At 65.8% G+C, this 16776-nt stretch carries 14 protein-coding genes and 1 pseudogene; 6 read left to right on the top strand and 9 right to left on the bottom strand.

Translation table 11 applies throughout. The features are described 5' to 3' along the window. Window positions 1-391: 391 nt before the first annotated feature. Window positions 392-1576 (bottom strand): DUF6907 domain-containing protein, encoded by a 1185-nt coding sequence (locus H4687_RS14070; protein WP_046913986.1) that lies wholly within the window; start codon window positions 1574-1576, stop codon window positions 392-394. A gap of 473 nt (window positions 1577-2049) precedes the next feature. On the opposite strand from H4687_RS14070, the gene H4687_RS14065 reads away from it, so the two are divergent. From H4687_RS14065 to H4687_RS14050, 4 genes are read left to right on the top strand one after another with little or no spacing between them, the layout of a single operon-like run. Next, on the top strand, window positions 2050-2439 hold the full coding sequence (locus H4687_RS14065) for a DUF6507 family protein (RefSeq protein WP_046913987.1): 390 nt from the start codon (window positions 2050-2052) through the stop codon (window positions 2437-2439). Then, the gene (locus H4687_RS14060) at window positions 2439-4946 is read left to right on the top strand and encodes a hypothetical protein (protein WP_159026103.1); all 2508 of its coding nucleotides are present in this window, start codon (window positions 2439-2441) and stop codon (window positions 4944-4946) included. Before H4687_RS14065 ends, H4687_RS14060 begins: the two co-directional genes overlap by 1 nt. 13 nt (window positions 4947-4959) lie before the next feature. Beyond that, a complete protein-coding gene (locus H4687_RS14055; RefSeq protein ID WP_233443422.1) occupies window positions 4960-5826 on the top strand; it encodes an immunity 49 family protein in 867 nt (288 codons plus the stop codon). Then, window positions 5823-7247 (top strand): DUF6177 family protein, encoded by a 1425-nt coding sequence (locus H4687_RS14050; RefSeq protein ID WP_046913988.1) that lies wholly within the window; start codon window positions 5823-5825, stop codon window positions 7245-7247. The genes H4687_RS14055 and H4687_RS14050 overlap by 4 nt, the downstream gene beginning before the upstream one ends. Before the next feature lie 46 nt (window positions 7248-7293). On the opposite strand, the gene H4687_RS14045 is transcribed toward H4687_RS14050, so the two are convergent. The 3 genes from H4687_RS14045 to H4687_RS14035 form a co-directional block, all read right to left on the bottom strand. Further along, window positions 7294-7458 (bottom strand): hypothetical protein, encoded by a 165-nt coding sequence (locus tag H4687_RS14045; RefSeq protein ID WP_159026104.1) that lies wholly within the window; start codon window positions 7456-7458, stop codon window positions 7294-7296. A 175-nt stretch (window positions 7459-7633) separates the two neighbouring features. Next, the gene (locus H4687_RS14040; RefSeq protein WP_046913989.1) at window positions 7634-8164 is read right to left on the bottom strand and encodes a hypothetical protein; all 531 of its coding nucleotides are present in this window, start codon (window positions 8162-8164) and stop codon (window positions 7634-7636) included. A 549-nt stretch (window positions 8165-8713) separates the two neighbouring features. Further along, complete coding sequence (locus H4687_RS14035; protein WP_046913990.1) at window positions 8714-9229, bottom strand: hypothetical protein; 516 nt, start codon at window positions 9227-9229, stop codon at window positions 8714-8716. A gap of 315 nt (window positions 9230-9544) precedes the next feature. Between H4687_RS14035 and H4687_RS14030 the strand changes: the two are divergent. Beyond that, a pseudogene (locus H4687_RS14030) lies at window positions 9545-9814 on the top strand (glutamate--tRNA ligase); the annotation flags it as partial. Window positions 9815-9839: 25 nt separating this feature from the next. On the opposite strand, the gene H4687_RS48475 reads toward H4687_RS14030, so the two are convergent. From H4687_RS48475 to H4687_RS14010, 4 genes are all read right to left on the bottom strand, one after another. Next, on the bottom strand, window positions 9840-10391 hold the full coding sequence (locus H4687_RS48475) for an ATP-binding protein (RefSeq protein ID WP_078907240.1): 552 nt from the start codon (window positions 10389-10391) through the stop codon (window positions 9840-9842). A gap of 186 nt (window positions 10392-10577) precedes the next feature. Continuing rightward, window positions 10578-11159, bottom strand: coding sequence for a non-canonical purine NTP pyrophosphatase (locus H4687_RS14020; protein WP_225967477.1), 582 nt, complete (start codon window positions 11157-11159; stop codon window positions 10578-10580). Between the two features lie 260 nt (window positions 11160-11419). Further along, the gene (locus tag H4687_RS14015) at window positions 11420-12403 is read right to left on the bottom strand and encodes a phosphotransferase family protein (protein ID WP_046913993.1); all 984 of its coding nucleotides are present in this window, start codon (window positions 12401-12403) and stop codon (window positions 11420-11422) included. 547 nt (window positions 12404-12950) lie between these two features. Next, a complete protein-coding gene (locus H4687_RS14010; RefSeq protein ID WP_159026105.1) occupies window positions 12951-13859 on the bottom strand; it encodes a hypothetical protein in 909 nt (302 codons plus the stop codon). Between the two features lie 750 nt (window positions 13860-14609). Here H4687_RS14010 and aspS point away from each other — a divergent pair. Then, window positions 14610-15932 (top strand): aspartate--tRNA(Asn) ligase, encoded by a 1323-nt coding sequence (gene aspS / locus H4687_RS14005; protein WP_046913995.1) that lies wholly within the window; start codon window positions 14610-14612, stop codon window positions 15930-15932. Between the two features lie 57 nt (window positions 15933-15989). Here the strand turns inward: aspS and H4687_RS14000 are convergent, their stop codons facing one another. Beyond that, on the bottom strand, window positions 15990-16775 hold the full coding sequence (locus tag H4687_RS14000) for a hypothetical protein (protein ID WP_046913996.1): 786 nt from the start codon (window positions 16773-16775) through the stop codon (window positions 15990-15992). Window position 16776 lies beyond the last annotated feature (1 nt).

The raw sequence follows: 16776 nt of genomic DNA, 5'->3' as shown, positions 1-16776 counted from the left end.
GCCTGGAGCCTCTCGGCCGAATGTCCCCGAGAAGTCCCAGCGGCCGCACCGGGCCCTCCGCCTTACGTAAAGTACCTGGTCAGGCGGGTCGGGGTGTGGTCGTCGCCAAGGTTGACCCAAAGTAGGCGTACAGCCCGACTCGTCTGCCGCCACCTGCGGTTTTACCTGGGAGAGGGCCTCTGACCTGCGTCGGAGGCCCTTTCCGATCTTTCAGGAGCTTGCCGCGTTAGGCGGCAAAAAGTCCCTCGGAAGTCCCTCGGACAGAGCTGAAAGTCCCTGAAAAGTCCCTGGAGCGGAGGGGCGGGCGACGCCTCTGAGCTGGGTGTTCGCGACAGCTGTTGGAGCATGGCGCTGGAGCCGCGGGCATCGTGGCGGTCCTGGCCCGGCGGGGTTACGCGGCCTCGGCGTCGGCCGTCGTGTCGTTCCGCGCGGCCCATTCGGCGCGGGCTGCGGTGAGCCGAGGGTGCATGGCGCGAAGCTCTTCCAGCTGCCCGGCCACCGTTTCGATGAACTCGGCCAGCTGGTCCGGACCCATCGGGCGGGTGTACATGTCGGCGGCTACTTCGACCAGTACGTGCGGGACTCGGTAGGCCGGGCTGACTGTCGAGTCCGGACTTACGGCGAGGTGTGCGCAGAGCACCTGCCAGGACTCGTACTCCTCGTAGGCCTCGGTGTATTCGGCAGAGGCCACAGCGCCGTACATCTGGTGGTGTACGTCGGCCGGGTGGGGCCTGCCCTTCATTTCAAAGGTGTGGTCCGTCGTGCACCAGGACGGGCAGGTGACGGTGTGCCGGGTGCCGTATCTGTCGTCGTACATCCAGGTGCGGTCAAGCGCTGCGGCCGTCTCGCCGGTCCGCCCGGATACCAGGCACGCGAGCTGCGTACGTGCGGCCCGGAGCTTCGCCAGGTGCGCGCTCATGTCGCTGATCAGTTCGTCGACCTCTCCGAGGTCGAGCGTCGGCCAGTCGCCGCCAGCCACGAAGTCCAGGCCGGGCGTTTCGTCGTCTACCTGGGACAATTGGAACGCCATGATGCCGTCCCTGCGCTGACAGGCGTAAGGGCGGTGAGCACCCATGGCGATTAGCGGGCCGTGGTGAAGGTGTTCGCGCGGGTCCTCGTGGTCCCTGGGGTTTCCATCGCAGAACGAGACGCCGGCGGGGCAGGCGGTCATCTGCGGAGTGCCCGATGGCTCGTGGCTGGCGGAGACCTCCACCTTGTCCGCGAGGGTCTCGAGCTCGTCGGCGAACCTGCGAAGCTCCGTCGCCTTGACGCGGGCCTCGGCCGCAGTCGTGTCCGTGTCGGCCAGACCGATGATCGGCTTCGAACCAGACAGATCCAGAAGGTGCGCATTCAGCAGCTCCCGGCCGTCATTGCCCTTGACGATGTGCAGGGTTCCGAAGTGGTCGTAGTGGTTGCCGGTTTCTGTGCACCAGTCTGGGTGGACAGTGCACGGCTGCCGGTCACTGGGCTCGAGGCTTGCCTCGGTCGGGGGCATCGAGGGGGCGTCGGCAAGTTGGAGGGTCCGGGCGGGGCAGTCCTCGTCGCTCTCAGTAGCTGTTGTTGCGATGATGCTCACGCTTCTCTCCTTGTTGCAGAAAGGCTGGGGCAGAGACGTTGGCCTGTGGGCGCGACTGTCGAATGCACGGCTGTTCTGCTGCTTCGGTCCTCGTGGTCGCCCAGCCTCGCCAAGGTCAGGCACCTGCCTCTCCGTTCGGGCGGCACTTGCCTCAGAACTGGCTGCTCGGCGGTACACTGCGCGGCTTTTGCGGCGAAGCGGAGCACGGTGGGGCGCTGTGTAGACAACGTGATGTCGGCGAAGTAGCGGCGACGCTTCGGTTGAAGGGGGGCGAGCAGGCGCCCGTTCTCGCCGTGTGAAGTGACTGGTTCCAGCCTCATGCCGCAGCACGATGTTGTGTCCGCAGTGGCGTACGCGAGAGCATGTTCGATGATCGATGAGACGTTCGTCTTGTCGGGACAGTCGGTGCGGCGGCAGGGGCTGACGCTCTGTATCGGGTGGCTCTTGGCGTGTACGGGGGTTGGGAGAGCGGTGTGACGGGGTGGGACATAGACCCGGTCGGGGTGCGCGGTGTTCTGGAGACGTCGGGTACGCATGGGAAGAACCTGTCGGAGGCGGGTTCGGCGATGCAGGGCAACCTGGAGGAGGCCGCCTCGGCGGCGGGGATGATCACCAGTCAGTACGGGCCCTACACCAGCACCGTTGGCGTGGTGGGCGCGGCGCTGGGGGAGTTTCTGCAGCAGTGGAGCCGTGACCTGCTCTATATCGCCGAGCGGGCGTCCAAGTCGCTGAGCGGGGCTGCGGAGGCCACCGGGCACTACGTCGAGGGCGACCTGACTCTGGCGGCCAACGCGCAGCGTGAAGCGGCCAAGGAGCCGAAGGTCGAGCTGCCTGGGGTCGATTCGCCGGCCAAGGGTCAGTGATGGCGGACGAGGCGAAGCTGATCGACCCGTCGGGGATACCGCAGTTCCTCGGGGATCTGTCCACCCTTGGCATCGACGTGATGTTGCTGTACGCGAACGCGGGTCAGTTCCGGGCTTCGGGCGCGGATCTGCACACCGCCTTCCAGGGGTTGTCGGCCTTCTATCGTGCCCCGGAGGCCCATGACCTGTTCTCCTCCACGCAGCCGGTGAAGGCGAAGGCGGACGCGTTCGCGGACGATCTGGAGAAGGTCGCTGGCGCGTTGGATGAGTATGGTGTCGAAGTCAGGCCGCTGGTGGAGAAGTTGGCCACCCTGAAGGCGGACGCGCGGACGTTCGTGGACTCGGTCGCGGGGGACGACGACTGGCGTAAGGACAAAGACAAGGTCGACACCAACAATGGCTTATGGCGCGAGGTCAACCAGACAGTCGCCGCCTTCCAGGCCGCTGAACGCGCCTGCCACAACAAGATCACCGCTCTCGTCGGCGGCTCCACGCTCACCGTCGATGACGGTTCGCACGGCGAGAACATGTACGGCTATCGCGCCGAGGACCTCGATCACGCCGGGGAGACCCCGTGGGGCGCGGCTGTCGAGCAGGAGTACGAGGGCTGGGACTGGTTCACGCACACGTCCGGGCAGGTCTGGGACGGTTTCTGGACCGACGGTGTGATGGGCACGGTCCATGGCGTGGGCACCCTGTTCGGCGCGGACGGCTCGGACGCGGCGGGCGAGGCGTGGACGGGCCTGGCCAAGCTCGGCACTGCCTCCTTCCTGACCAGCGCCACCCTCGGCACCTGGTGGCTGGTGCCCGACGACAAACTCCCCTCGTGGCTGCGCGATTCCCGCACCACCTACAAGCAGACCGTCAAGGGATTTGTCGCGTGGGACACGTGGGAGAGCAACCCGGCCCGGGCTGCTGGCGCCGTCAGCTTCAACGTCCTGGGCCTGCTGGGCACCGAAGGGGCGGGCGCGGCGGCCACCGGTGCCGGCCGGACCGGAGCGGCCGCTCGTGCCGTGTCGGTCGTGGGCAAGGTCGGCCGGGCCGTCGACCCGTTCACGTATGTCGGCAAGGCGGGCAAGTTCGCCTACGTCAAAGTCGGTGACGCCTTCAGCGCATTGAAGAGACTGGACTCCGGGGCAACACTGGACCTGCTCGAGCGAGGCGATGCCCTGCGGTCGCCCAAGGTTCCCGACAACGCGATCCCGTACGTCGACGACGCGACCGGAAGGGTCGTCTACCTCACCGACAAGGGCCACCTGCTCAACGCCGACGGCACCCTTCACCAGCACGCCTCCCAGGCCAAGGCCGAGCCGTCGGCCGCCGCCCGCGCCGGGGACGACTCCACGTCTCGCGCCCCGGTGACAGGAACCCGGGAGCCAGAACTCGTCGGTGCTCACGCGGGGACGAATTCCGTCGCCGACGTGGGCCGGACGGGCGAGCGCGCTCCGGGCAACGGTGTCGGGCATGGTTCGGGAGACGGTCCGGGAACGGGCAGGGGGACCCCAACCGGTTCCGGTCCTGGACATGGCGGGCCGCATGACCGCGCCACACGGTCGGCAGGGCCCGATGAGCATCGGGCGGATCGGGCGGACGGCGACGGCTCCCGTGACGAAGGACAGCGGAAGCTGACTCCTGCCGAGCGCAAGGCCATTCAGGACGAGCATGTCCGGAGGGCCAACGAAGACCCGGAGTGGCGCAAGAAGCACTACGACACCCTCGGACGCAGGAGACCCCATATCGGACTGGTGGACGGCGTCGAACTTCCCCAGCTCGCGAAGGATGCGCAAGGGCGCTTCGTGGCCAAGCACGACCTGCCGAGTGGTCCGTCCGAAACCCGGTTCGGTGCGAAGCCGCTGCCGCGGAGTACCGCCCCCGACGACGTTCTTCCGAGGCTCGACAGAAGGACCGCTGACCGTCGCGCCTATATGGACCTCATGAACGCGCAGAAGGCCTTCGACGAGACGCCCTCGACATCGAACCGTGAGGCCCTTGCCGCTGCTCAAAAGGCCTATGGAAAACAGCTCGGAGACGTGCCTCCGAACAGCAAGATCTCCGAGAAGCTGGGTGAGGACGCCTCCAGGCTCCACGCCGTTCGACGCGAGTTCCCGGACGCTCAGGAGATCGACCTCCCCAAGACGCCCACCGGGGCCCACATGTTCGACGGCGCATACAGGCTTGAGGACGACAAGATCCTGATCGTTGAGGACAAGGCGCCGGGAAACGATCTCCAATGGCGACAGGGACGAGCCGACCCCGAGGATCCTGGGCGACCGCACGTCGGCGACGACGGCGGGGCGGCCGGTATGCGAGTGAAGCAGGGAACGTATCTGTACCTGCGGACCATCCTGGGCGAGATGACGAAACGTGGCGGTCGGGACGCCGAACTCGCGCGAGAGTTCAGACAGGCGCTGAAGGACAGGAAGTTGCAGTACGTCCTGGTCAAGGTCCAGGAGCCGGACGGCACCCTCTATGCTGGCGTCGTGATCGAACACATGAAAATCAACTGAGAAAGGGAGGGGCGTGGTCATCCATATTTCCCGTCACGACTTCCCCGTGGACAACGTGGCCGAAGCCATGGCGCCGATCGTCCAAAGCAACGACGAAGCACTTGCTGAACTCGAAACGTCAGAGTTTGACCGCTTCGATGCCTTGGACTATTCACTGACTGTCGCCAAATGGAACTGCCTGACGGATCCCTCGGGTGAGGAATTTTCGACGTGGGAGGCTTGGGTCACCGCGATGCAGGTCGGATCGGGCCTGTTCATCTCTGGAGCGGCTGCGGAAGGCCCTGTCCCATGCCGTATCGGAGGAAAAGGTGAGATCAAGAACCTTCCGGCAACCGGCCCGCAGGAATATCTGCACGCCGGCAACTGGCTCACCACGTACTACTTGGCGGTGATCTGCCGGGAGAACGAGCGTCTCGACCAACTTGCCCGTGTACCCGTCTCATTCCTGCGCGCATCAGGTGTGGAGTTCGACGAGTACATCTACGCCTGGGTGGAGACCCTGCAGAATGCCTGGTTCGGCCGCCCGGAAACCTGGAACACCCTGGCCGCCGCGATTGATGGGACGGACCCCGAAGCCCCCCACATTGCCAGTGCCGAACTGATGCTGAAAATTCTCTACCCGCCGCTGGAGATCTTCCACCGCTACCAGCGGCAGGAGCCGGAGCCGTTCAACACCGCTCTTGCGGAAGCACTCACCTGGCATCGCGAGTACTGGACCGAGAACGAGACACGGTCAAAGAGCAGCGAAGGCCTGGTGGCTCTGGCCCCATTGGCCGTCGCCTGCATGGCGTTCGACGCGGACATCCCGGTCGACGTCGAATCCGCGTACCTGCCCAAGCACCTCCTCGAACGTTCCTGGGTGGGCGAGTTCCCGACGTGACCAAAGACGTCATAGCTCTCACCCCGAAGATGCCGGACACCCGCTCCTTGATCGCCGGCCTCTCAGCAGGCGGCCTCGACCTGGGGCTGACCTCTACCGGTGACGGCGGCGTCCTTCAGCTGTGCACAAGCGTTGGCCGTCCGCTGGTCTCCGTCGAGGCGCCGCTCCTGGTCCACATACCCGGCGAAGCGGAACGCCTCCTCGGCCCCGATGTGTCAGCGCCCCCGCCGCCGTACTGGTGGACCGAGACCCGCGCCTCGACCTCGGTACCCGAAGCAGAAGCTCTCGCTGAATCGTTGTGCGGACGCCTGACCACGCTGCTCGGCGGGACAGCGTGGCCACGCGCCGCAGGTACGACACGCGTGGTGGCCATCCCGCAGGACCAGTCGGCCGATGACGCACAGGAGGTCGTCGCCCCCTCCGCTCCCACCGTTCCCTCGGTCGACGTCCTGACCGACTCCACGGCGGTCGTCATCTCCGACCGCCCCGTCCTCGCCTTCACCACCTGGCTCTCCGAAGTACTCCGCACCACGAGCGCCACCAACCGCGCCCTGCATCTGGTCACCCCGCCCCAAGCTCGGCTCACTCTCCCCCTGCGCACGGCGCTGCGGGGCGCCCCCAACCGGTGGGTGGTCCAGGACCCGGCCGGCGGTTACTACGACGGCCTGTCCGGTGTCCCCCTCGCCTGGCAGCAGGGCACATTTCTCCCGACCGGCACCACGGTCGCCGACGCGTTCACCCGCCACACCGAGCCCACCCCGGAACGTCAGCTGACCCTCACGTTCCGCACGCTCCACGCCCCCACCGCCGACCTGGTCCTCGGCCGCGGTCTGGAGACCGCCTGGCGCCATCTGACGGGCTCGGCGCCGGTGGGGTGGAGTACATCGGAGCCCGTCAACCTGCCCTGGTCACCACGCCAGTTGACGGATCTCGCCCGCGAACGGTCACCTGCTCCGACCCACCTGGTCGCGATCGGCGCAGCGGATCATCCGTCCATCGCCACACTCCGCACAGCGCGTACGAAGGCCAGCGTCGCCCAGGACATCACGCTCACCCTCGGATACACGTCCGCTGCGGACGTCCCTCTGGACGCCGTCGAATCCCTTGCAGCCGCGCTGGTCGACGAGCACGGCCTGGTGTCGATGCTCACCACGCTCCGAGCAGCCCGCGCGGACCTGACGCTGACCCCGCGTCTGGAGGCCCCGCCCATCCCGGTGTCCTTCACCCTCGGCGCCCGGGACGTCAACGCCATCGGCCTCACCCACGCCCGAAGGCCACCCGTCGCCCTGCGCCCGAGACAACTCGGCACGCACAGGCACCCCGCCCTGCACTACCTCCTGGGGGACGGAACCGAGGCCGACGCATGGACCACGCTCCAAGATCTCACCACCCACCTCAAGGCCGCTTCTGGAGTGGGGTGAATCGGCCTGATGAGGAATAAGCCTCCTCCAACTTCGAACCCGCAGGTCATTGGGGCTGGTGCGAGTCAGCGATCTCATACTGGTACTGGTCGCGGGCGGTTGTTTGCTCCCAAGGGCGTGCGACTTCGGTGTGGGTAAGCACAAGCAGCGCCCGCAGCAGCGTGGTCGCGTAACGGGCCGACAGCCGAAGCCTGGTGATGATGCCCAGCATGTTTGTTGAGTGTGCAGGCAGTGCCGCCCCGTCGAGGGCGTATACGGCGTCGCTACGCGATGAGTGGCTGTTTTTGGTCTTCGACTCCACTGATCAGCCCGCACCGAGCGGCGCAGTAGGTCACAGCACCGAACGACCCCCCCTGGGCGAACCTCCGGTGCGCCCAGGAGCGCGACTAGTAGACGCGTATCCGGCTATTGCCGAGGACGTCGGCGGCCGCTGCTCGGAGGCCCTTCACGGCCTGGTACAGCAGGTGTTCCCGCTCGGCGGCGAGCGCAGTGTTCGCGGCCTTGCGGGAGGTGTCTTCCGCGTGGGCATCACGCACCATCCGTCGCATGACCTCGGCGAGGTCGTCCGCCGCGTGGACCACACCGTACAGCGCATCCACCACGGAAGGCGGACCCTCGAGGATGACGAGCTCAGCGGCTCGGTGGACGGTGCGGACCTGGGCTGCGAAGCGCTCCATCTTCTCGTCGACGTCCCGCAGATCCGGCCGGTCCGCCCGCAGCGCGTCGCGCACTGCGTCCAGGGCGACATCACGGTCGTACACCGCGCCGAGGTAATTCGCGTAAGCGTCCCGGCGGTGCTGCCGGCGCCACTGGGCGAGCTGCGAGCGCGCCGCCGCGCGCCCGGTGACCATCGCGGAGCCGAGGGTGGCAAGTGAGCCTACGGCGGCGCCGAGCAGTGCGGCGAGTCCAGCGTCCATCGGCCCATTCTGCCTGTGGCCAGGCCTGGTTGAGGCGCAACCAGAAGCGAGATCAGGTTGCGGGGCGAGGCTGAGCGCCAGGGGTAGCTCGACTTCTGCTGGGAGATGGACACCGGGAAGCTCGCCTGCCAGCTACTGCGTACGGATCTGTCTGTCCAGGACCCCGATTTCGCGCAGGTGGCCACCACGATCCCGCCCTGGCCGCCTCGGCCGGGTGGGCCACACGTCGACGGCCTGACGCCGGGTGAACCGGACGGAAGGCGGGGGGCGTTCTCGCTGTTGACCGGCAAATGGCTTACCGATCACGGCCGGCGGCACCGGGGGAACCTGTGGGTCTAGCCGGGTACCCAACTGCGTTTCGGGCAGTACCTTGCTGAACGCGGCGAGGACGCCCTGGCTCAGATCGAGGAGATGAACCTGGCCCCTATCCGAAGAGCGAGCTCAGCGAGCCGACACAGGTAGTGTGGCTGAGCGCTTCATTCGGCGAGTTGGCAGGTTGAGCACGGCCCGTTCATGCGGCTCCGAGCACTGGCCGACCACGCTGGTCCGTCACGTGAACCAGGCGTCCGGCTCATCCGGAACGGGGCGGCCTTGGTCCGGAGCGGCAGCCATGATCGTCTCTAGATATCCGGGCAGGGCCGGTGCGGGACTGATGTCGTGCGCGTCGATGATGCCGTCCATAAGCACAACCGCAGGCCCGACTTCGTTAAGGCCGGCGCGCGGGTACCGCGTGATCAGGCTCCACCAGCCGCCATGGATGCGGACAACCCGCTTCGGCTGCTGCGGTGCCCAGGAGTCGTACACTGCCACTGCCTTCACAGCAGCCTGTTCTCCTGTGGCGTATTCGGCGGCGTACTCACCGAGTTCCTGCAGCAGCGCAGCCACGAAGGGGTGCTCCAGGGGAGTGGGCACGACGAGGTCGACCAGGCGCAACTCACACGGGTCAGGATCGGTGATGCCGTCGTTGTACTCGTCCCACAGATACCGCTCGCGGTATGCCTCCCAGGTGCGCCAGTCCGCAAGCTCCCGGATGAGCCGATTGGCCAGCTCGTCGCGGGCGAACAAGGCCTTGTCCTGTCCCGGAGCCACGGCACAGGATGGCGGCGTTCTCGACCCAGGCCCGAGCGGGCCGTTCTTACGGCGTTTGCCCATGCCACCCACTCTGGCACCGCCGCAACGTCAGCGGGAGGGGGCATTAGTGTGCGAGCCCAGTCGCACACCAATGCTCAACGCCGTCTGAAGTGCAGAGTCACAGGTCTCGGTAGCGCGGGCGGCGTGCTGCTCGCCCATAACGTCGGCAACCACGACGGTGTGCCCGACGAGGGGCGGCGTGAGACGGCGTACTACCGACTTCATGCGAGCGTCCACCGTGATCGGTGGCGTGCGATGAAGGGCGATCCGGTGGCTCTCCTGACCACGGCCCGCGCCAAGTTAGGGGCGGCCGACTGGACCAGCCCCGAGTCCCTCAAGGAGCTGGTGCTGGCCGCCGGTGAGGAGCACAGCCTGAAGCTGGGCAAGGCCCAAGCCCTGGTATGCGTCGCCGTAATGGACTGCACGGTCGGCCTCCCGCTCTTCGAGTCCCTGGAGGTCCTCGGCAAGGATCGCATCCTGGCCCGGATCGACGCGGCTGTCGAGAAACTCGCTGGCTGACCACTTCTGCCTGGTTCGAAGCAGCTCAAGCCGCTTGGTGCTCGACTCGTGTACATGCACTGGCGATTGGCGCGGGTTCTGTTACGGCGGAGTGGGTGTCTACCGCGCGGTTGAAGACCGCGTGGTCAGCAGGTGCTTCATCGTGTGAGGGCATCCCGGTTTTGGTGTCCCCCACGGACGTGGGAACCGTCAGCTCGAACCAGGTCTTCTTCCCCGCCGCACAGGGGTGTGATCCCCACTCCGTTGCCAACGCTGAGACGAGGAAGAGACCGCGCCCATTCTCGTCCGCGGACCGAGCTTGAGACGGACGCACCGTAGTGGGGTCGACGTCGGTGACTTCCACGCGGAGCCGCTGTCCGGTCCACCGTACGGACACAACGCACGCGGCCCGCGTGTGCATGACCGAGTTCGCGACCAGTTCTCCGGTGAGCAACTTCAAGTCTTGGGCCAGCTCCTCGTTCAGGGCCAGCCCGAGCCGCCTTGCACGGCTCACAATTCTGTCTCGTGCAGCCGGCACCGCCTCAACCAGGGGCGGGACGGTAAACGCGTAGGGCGATTCTTCGAACGGGCGCGACATAGCTGGGACCTCTCGGTGGGCAGAAGCTAGTGTGTCAACGCGATCTCGCAAGTGAATGGATCGCTCGCCGACTTCACCAAGCAGCCCGGCAGAGCAACCGGGAAATCCAGTAAGAGCCCGGCAGGCGGCGGACGTCCACCATGGACCACAGGCAGCCTGGCTCCCTATCCCTGAAGTGATATCACCTCAGTAATGCCGCTGTGACTGTGCCAGCCACTTGCCCAGGGCTGCGACGACCGAGCGCTTTCCCCACTCGGCGAACACGCGGTTCTGCTCAGCCTCCGGCAAAGCGGCCAGTGTCGCGGTGGCTCCTTTCGGCACGAAGATTGACCACAGATCGGACCAGGATCGTGAACCGTGCCCACGATCTGGTGCCATCGCGATCGTTCCCGGCTCGCGGGTGTCGTCCGCGAAGGTGTGCAACTCGCCGTCGGCGTCCGCGTAGACCGCGGCACTCGCGAAACGGCAGGTCCGCTTCTCGGTGAGGTCCGCGAGATGGGTGAATCCGGCGGGGCCGAAAGCCTCCAGAGCCTGTTTCACCATCGGTCCCGGCCAACCACCGAACTCCTCAATGTAGAAGCCTGAATCCTCGACGAACAACGGCTGTCCGAGAATCGCGTAAGCCTGCCGGGCCTTGTGCTCCGCGATTTTCGCAACTGACGTGGTCTGGATCTCATCCAGCTCCAAAGCCACCTGTTCCACTTCAACACCCCAAGGCGCAAGATGCTCTTGGGCTGTACGATACTTCCCGCCATTCCCTGTGCACATCGCAACCGTGATACCCGGCATAATCGAAGAACCCCTCTTCGGGAACAAAACTCGCGGAACCACGTGGCCGCAGGTCCCATATGCGGCTGTCGCGTGAGGCCATTCCAACAAGATCGGGCACCATCTGCTGCCGTCAATCGTCCTCCGGGAGCACGTCGTCGGCCGTGTTCGGCATGGGCGGCAGTGGGATGGGCTCTGGTGCTGACTCGACCCCCGCTTTCGTCAGCCGATTGGTGTGCCAGGTTGATCAGTTGGTGGGGTCATAGCAGCCACTTGCGCCGGGCCGCCAGCCATCGCAGCGTGACCTCTCCGCACCATGTTTGGTGCTGACGCAGGTGCGGCGACCAATCGGCTGGGGGCTGTGCGCCGGAGACCAGGAAGAAGCCCGAGAGCGCGGCCAGAGCGGCATCGAGTTGATCGCTGTCGACTCCGCGAGCTGTGGGGTGTTTCCTGAACACAGTGGTGGCGTCGTGGCCATCAGCGTGTGCTGTGGCCAGGAGGAGTACGAGGTCGAACCAACTAGCGCCAAGGCAAGGCCAGTTCCAGTCGCAGATCCACGCACTGCCATTGGCGTCGACGAGGATATTGTCTTGGCGGAGGTCGTGGTGGAGGACTGCGTCGCCAGCGACGGCCTGCCGCCACCGGGATTCCAGCTCGGCCAGGGTGTCCAGTCGGCCTGTCGGGACCCATGTGGGGAGGACTGTGGCGCTTGTGGTGCCGGCGGCAAGCAGCCGCCAGTCGTCGAAGTCACCATCTTCGCCGAGTGGTTTCAGGCCGACCTGCTGGAATGCAGCGGGTGGTGTGGACAGTGCCTCGGCTGCGGTCGCGTATGCGTCGAGGCTGGTTGCGAGCTCGTGGGTCCTCCACGGCGAGCTGGGCATACGGCCGCTTTCAACGGCGTCGAACCCGAGGATCACCCATCCATCCAGTTCCTCACTCCACCGGTGTCGAGGCGCTGGTACCGCCTGGGGGAGGGCCTGGTTGACCTTGGCTTCTCGCCGGTAGCAGTCGGCGATGTGTGCAGAGTCTGCGCTGTTGACGGCTTTGACGAACTGGGTGCCGCCCGTTCCGGTGATCACGCTGGCGAAGCCTTGGGTGAAGCCGCTTCCGGCACTCGGTCGGGCGGCCACGCTGCCCCCGAGTCGTCGGGCGATGAGTTCGCGGACACGCTGGGGCAGGTCGTTCCACTGAGGGCGTACGGCAGTGGAGTGGTACGGCGGCCTCGGGGTGATGACGATCGGCATTCCGCAAGCGTGAGGCCAACGGCCACGTGGCCGCCAGCGAGATTCACCATGCCGTCTCTGCCTCACAAGGCGACGGCGAAGCGTGTGGAGGGTCGGCGGCCGGTCTTCTACACGCTGGCCTCCAGAGGTGTGATTGCCCAGCATCGGGATGTATGCCGAGGCCAGCCCGGTGTCGAACGCCGGCGACTACCAGGCCCGGCGCGGCAACATCTGCTACCGGCCCCGGTCGGGTCGGTAGGCGTTCGTACACACGCTGAACGCCTACGGCCTGGCCACGAGCCGTCTCGTGCCTGCGCTTCTTGAGCAACATCAGCAGGCCGACGGCACCGTGGCGGTACCCGAGGTTCTGCGGGAGTGGATCCCGGGCGGTTTCCTGGCAGCGCCGTCCCGCAACGTTGAGCCAGAAGCATCCTGACGCATGCCGTGGTGAAGCCCTGTCCTCCGGCTACGGGGAGGTCGGAGGACAGGGCAGCTCTTCACCAGGGCCGGCTACGGCAGGCCTGGGTGTGGCTGCTGGGGAGTTCGCCCAGGTGCTCGTGTGTCGTCGTCAGATGCCTGGGCGTTTGGTCGGCGGAGCGAGATCCAGGATTTCGGCCCGAAGTTGCCCGCACGCAGCGGCCGTCTCCCTGCCAGCAGACAAGTGGTGGGACACCGTCCAGCCGGTCAAATCTCGGGAGAGAGCGGCGATGAATTCCTCTTCCCTCGCGCTTGGGAGCAGCGGGCTGCCGTGCACGGGATTGAAGCTGGAGAGCCTCAGTATGAGAAAGCGCCCGGCGTAGGGAGCGAGCAGCTCGGTCAGCGCCGCTTCGTCATCGGGCCGCGTGTTGTGCTCGCAGAGAACGTAGTTCAGCACCACCGGGCGCATTTCAGCAACAGCTGCCCACAGTGGCAAGACGGTCGAAGGGTCGTCCGCTCGGGGGATGACCACCCTGCGCTGAGCGGCGTTGGCGCCGTGCAGCGAGAACATGAGGCGATCCGGCAGCCAGGAATTGGGTTTCAGGAGATTTCGCACCCAGGCCTGCGGGGCGATGCTGGTTACCTTCACCTGTCGAGCCATTCTCTGGTCGACGATCGTTTTCGCGGCGGTGGTGACGTGGTTCCAGTTGGCGGCAGCGTCACCGACTCCAGCGAAGTCGACCCAGATGAGGGGGCCTTGCTGAGGACCTACCTGTTGCTTCAGCTGCCCTACTGCAGAGGCAATCTCTTCCGCGTGCAGATTTCGAACGAAGGGAGTCCGTGCGAAGGTGGTAGCGCAATGTGCGCAGCCATACCTGCAACCCGCCTGGGCCGACATGCACACAGAATAGGCTTGGTGCTCTCCCTCCCAGAGTTGCACGGCTTCGAAGGTAGCCATGTCTGACGTTTTGAAGACGTGCTTGATGCTGCGGTCGGGTGCTTTCGATGGCAGAGTTGAGACGACCTCGACCGAAATTCCGGGCGTGGATATTCCTTCCATTGAAGGAGTTCCTTTCCCTGAGTTACTCGTGCAGGGTCGGTGGGAAACGGGACGATATTTCGTGACTGGTGTTCACATGCGTCGATTGCTCGTGAATGCATGGACTCTCTATCGCGAAAGCAGTCGACGAAAATTCTTCTATTCTTTGCGTGGGCCGAATCGATGCGAAGACCTGGCCAAAGCAGCGTAAAACACGATCGCGTCGACCAAAAATCACCGCCGTGATATCACCCAAGAAATACGATGATGAAATGGAGGCGAATCCTCTCGCGTAGTCGGCTCTGCGGAGAGAGAGTGGCCTGCCGGGTATCTCGTTGAGGGTGTCCGGATCTGATACGTGACGACGCCTTGGGACAGGGGACTCTGAAGTTCTGGATGGCGGCTGACCGTCATTACGGCCGCACGCCGCTTCGACAGGCCGCTCGTTGGCACGATCTTGCTGTCGCATCCCTGCCCACCCCGCTATGCTCAACAGCAACGCGTTGAAGGAGACGAGTAGCCGCGGGATCACGCGAGCAGAGAGAGCCGCCGGTAGCTGGGAAGGCGGTCTTGCGTCCCAAGGTGAAGACCCTCCTGAGCGCGGGGAGGAACGGCCTCGTTGAAGGCCCAATGCCCCGCCGGCCGGCCCCCGTCATCGGGCATGAATGAGGCCGTGGCTCTCTGAGCTGCGGTAAAGGCGCGGTGGCACCGCGAGTACCCTTCTCGTCCGCGCCCCCAAGGGATCATGACGACGCCCCTTGGAGGGCTGCGATGATCCACATGACTAGCCGTGTACTGGTGTCTGGCCTGCGAGAACATGTCGGGCAGACCGTTTCTGTGTCGGGCTGGGTGAACACGCTCCGCCTGCAACGCAAGATGCAGTTCGTCGTCGTGCGCGACCACACCGGCATGGTGCAGGTCACTCACAAACGCGGCGGCGAAGGCGACGAGGTTGAGACCGCGCTGGAGGGGCTGACGCCGGAATCCGCAGTCCGGATCACCGGTCGCGTGGTCGACAACCCGATCGTGAAGCTCGGTGGCCTGGAGATCATCCCCGAATCGGTCGAGGTGCTGAACCGGGCAGAGACTCCACTTCCCATCGACGAGCAGACCGGACTCGAACACCGCCTGGACTGGCGGTTCCTCGACGTGCGGCGCCGGCCCCAGGCGCAGCTGCTTTTCGCTGTACAGACCACACTCGAGCAAGGGATGCGCGAGTACGCCTATCGGCAGGGGTGCACGGAGATGCACACTCCGAAGCTGATGGGCACCGCCTCGGAGTCAGGCGCTGAGGTGTTCAAGCTCGGCTACTTCGACCGCTCCGCCTACCTGGCTCAGTCGCCGCAGTTCTTCAAGCAGATGGCGATCTCGGCGGGTGTAGACAAGGTCTTCGAGATCGGGCCGGTCTTCCGCGCTGAGCCGTCGTTCACCTCCCGGCACGCCACCGAATTCACTGGTGTGGACGTGGAGTTGGCGTGGATCGACGGAGTCGAGGACGTGATGGCCTTCGAGGAGCAGATGCTCGCGCATGCCATCGCCAAAGTCGCCGATGCACACGGTGAGGCGATCCAGGAGACGTTCGGTGTCGAAGTGACGGTACCGACGACGCCGTTCCAGCGGATCACGATGGCCGAGACACAGGAGATCCTGCGGGCCAAGGGCTGGGACCCGGCGGGCGTGAAGGAGGACCTGGACCCAGAGGGCGAGCGTGGGATCGCCTCGTACATCAAGGAACAGACAGGGCATGAGTGGGTGTTCGTCACCCACTATCCGACGAGCATCCGGCCCTTCTACCACATGCGGCCGACGGACGACCCGGGTGTGACGCTCAGCTTCGACCTGCTGTGGAAGGGGCTGGAGGTCACCACCGGTGCGCAGCGTGAGCACCGCTACGACGTGCTCTTGAAGCAGGCTGCGGAGAAGGGGATGAGCACCGAGCCGATGCAGGACTACCTGAACGCCTTCCGGTACGGATGCCCGCCGCACGGTGGTCTGGGCATGGGGCTCGGGCGGGTTCTGATGGTGATGCTCGGCCTCGACTCGATTCGGGAGGCCACGTTCCTGTTCCGTGGCCCGAACCGGCTCACCCCGTAGTCACGCCAAGAGCCTGGGCCGCTGCACCCTTTGGAGGGTGCAGCGGCCCAGGCCTGGTCAGTAGCGAACGTTTCGCAGATCGAGCTTCCACGCCTCGTCGGGGTGCTGGTCCCAGTAAGCGCGGAGTGCCAATTCACGGTCGGCGAAGCGGCCTTGGTGGCACAGGCCGCCGTGGGAGAGGGTGACGCTCATCGCGAGCGAGGACTCGGTGGTCACCCAGTGCGGGGTCAGGGCGTGGCTCCACAGTCGGTCACCGGGCCCCATCCGTAAGGACTCGCGGTCGGCCGGGTCGTGTTCGGGCGGTTCCTCTGCGGTGGTCTCGCCCACCACAGCGGCCTCGGCCGTGAGGTGCTGGTCGGGGTCCCTGTAGCTGTGGAACGTCTTCGTGCCCTCGATCTGCCACACGAGCCCGTGCGAGTTGTCGTTGTGGTACGTCGAGGAGGCACCGCCCGTGGAGATGAACAGCAGCGGCGCGCACCGTTGCCACGTGAACCCCCAGCTCGACAGCCGGGTTCGCCAGGGGACCATGACCTGCTCTTGGAATCCGCTGAGGAGTCCGTCGTAGAAGCGGGTGAGGTTGAAGTGGACGAGGCGGAACGTCCAGGTGGCCACTTCTTCGACCGGGGCTGTGCGGAAGGCCGACGTACGGTCCATGCGTACGGACCAGTCCTCGTCTCCGAGGATGGTGAAGCGCACTTCCTCGTCCTGCCGGACGGCGTCGAGGACGTCAAGGGCGGGCGGAAAGCTGAAGCCGGTGGCGGTGAGGACGTTGCTGACGCGCTTGTTGGGAGGGGTCCGCCACCGTTCGATGAACTCTTCTGGTGTGGTGACTGGGGTCGTCATC

Source organism: Streptomyces stelliscabiei (assembly GCF_014873495.1).
In the GTDB taxonomy this organism is placed as follows: Bacteria; Actinomycetota; Actinomycetes; order Streptomycetales; family Streptomycetaceae; genus Streptomyces; species Streptomyces bottropensis.
The sequence above is the reverse complement of the archived record's forward strand: the minus strand, read 5'-3'. Positions and strand labels throughout refer to the sequence as shown.

What these genes read in the sequence shown, in the direction of transcription:
- H4687_RS14000 (WP_046913996.1), bottom strand. Translation starts at nt 16,775, where the DNA reads ATGACGACCCCAGTCACCACACCAGAAGAGTTCATCGAACGGTGGCGG.
- H4687_RS14040 (WP_046913989.1), bottom strand. Translation starts at nt 8,164, where the DNA reads ATGGACGCTGGACTCGCCGCACTGCTCGGCGCCGCCGTAGGCTCACTT.
- H4687_RS14010 (WP_159026105.1), bottom strand. Translation starts at nt 13,859, where the DNA reads ATGGAAGGAATATCCACGCCCGGAATTTCGGTCGAGGTCGTCTCAACT.
- H4687_RS14015 (WP_046913993.1), bottom strand. Translation starts at nt 12,403, where the DNA reads ATGCCGATCGTCATCACCCCGAGGCCGCCGTACCACTCCACTGCCGTA.
- H4687_RS14045 (WP_159026104.1), bottom strand. Translation starts at nt 7,458, where the DNA reads ATGCTGGGCATCATCACCAGGCTTCGGCTGTCGGCCCGTTACGCGACC.
- H4687_RS14020 (WP_225967477.1), bottom strand. Translation starts at nt 11,159, where the DNA reads ATGTGCACAGGGAATGGCGGGAAGTATCGTACAGCCCAAGAGCATCTT.
- H4687_RS14060 (WP_159026103.1), top strand. Translation starts at nt 2,439, where the DNA reads ATGGCGGACGAGGCGAAGCTGATCGACCCGTCGGGGATACCGCAGTTC.
- H4687_RS48475 (WP_078907240.1), bottom strand. Translation starts at nt 10,391, where the DNA reads ATGTCGCGCCCGTTCGAAGAATCGCCCTACGCGTTTACCGTCCCGCCC.
- aspS (WP_046913995.1), top strand. Translation starts at nt 14,610, where the DNA reads ATGATCCACATGACTAGCCGTGTACTGGTGTCTGGCCTGCGAGAACAT.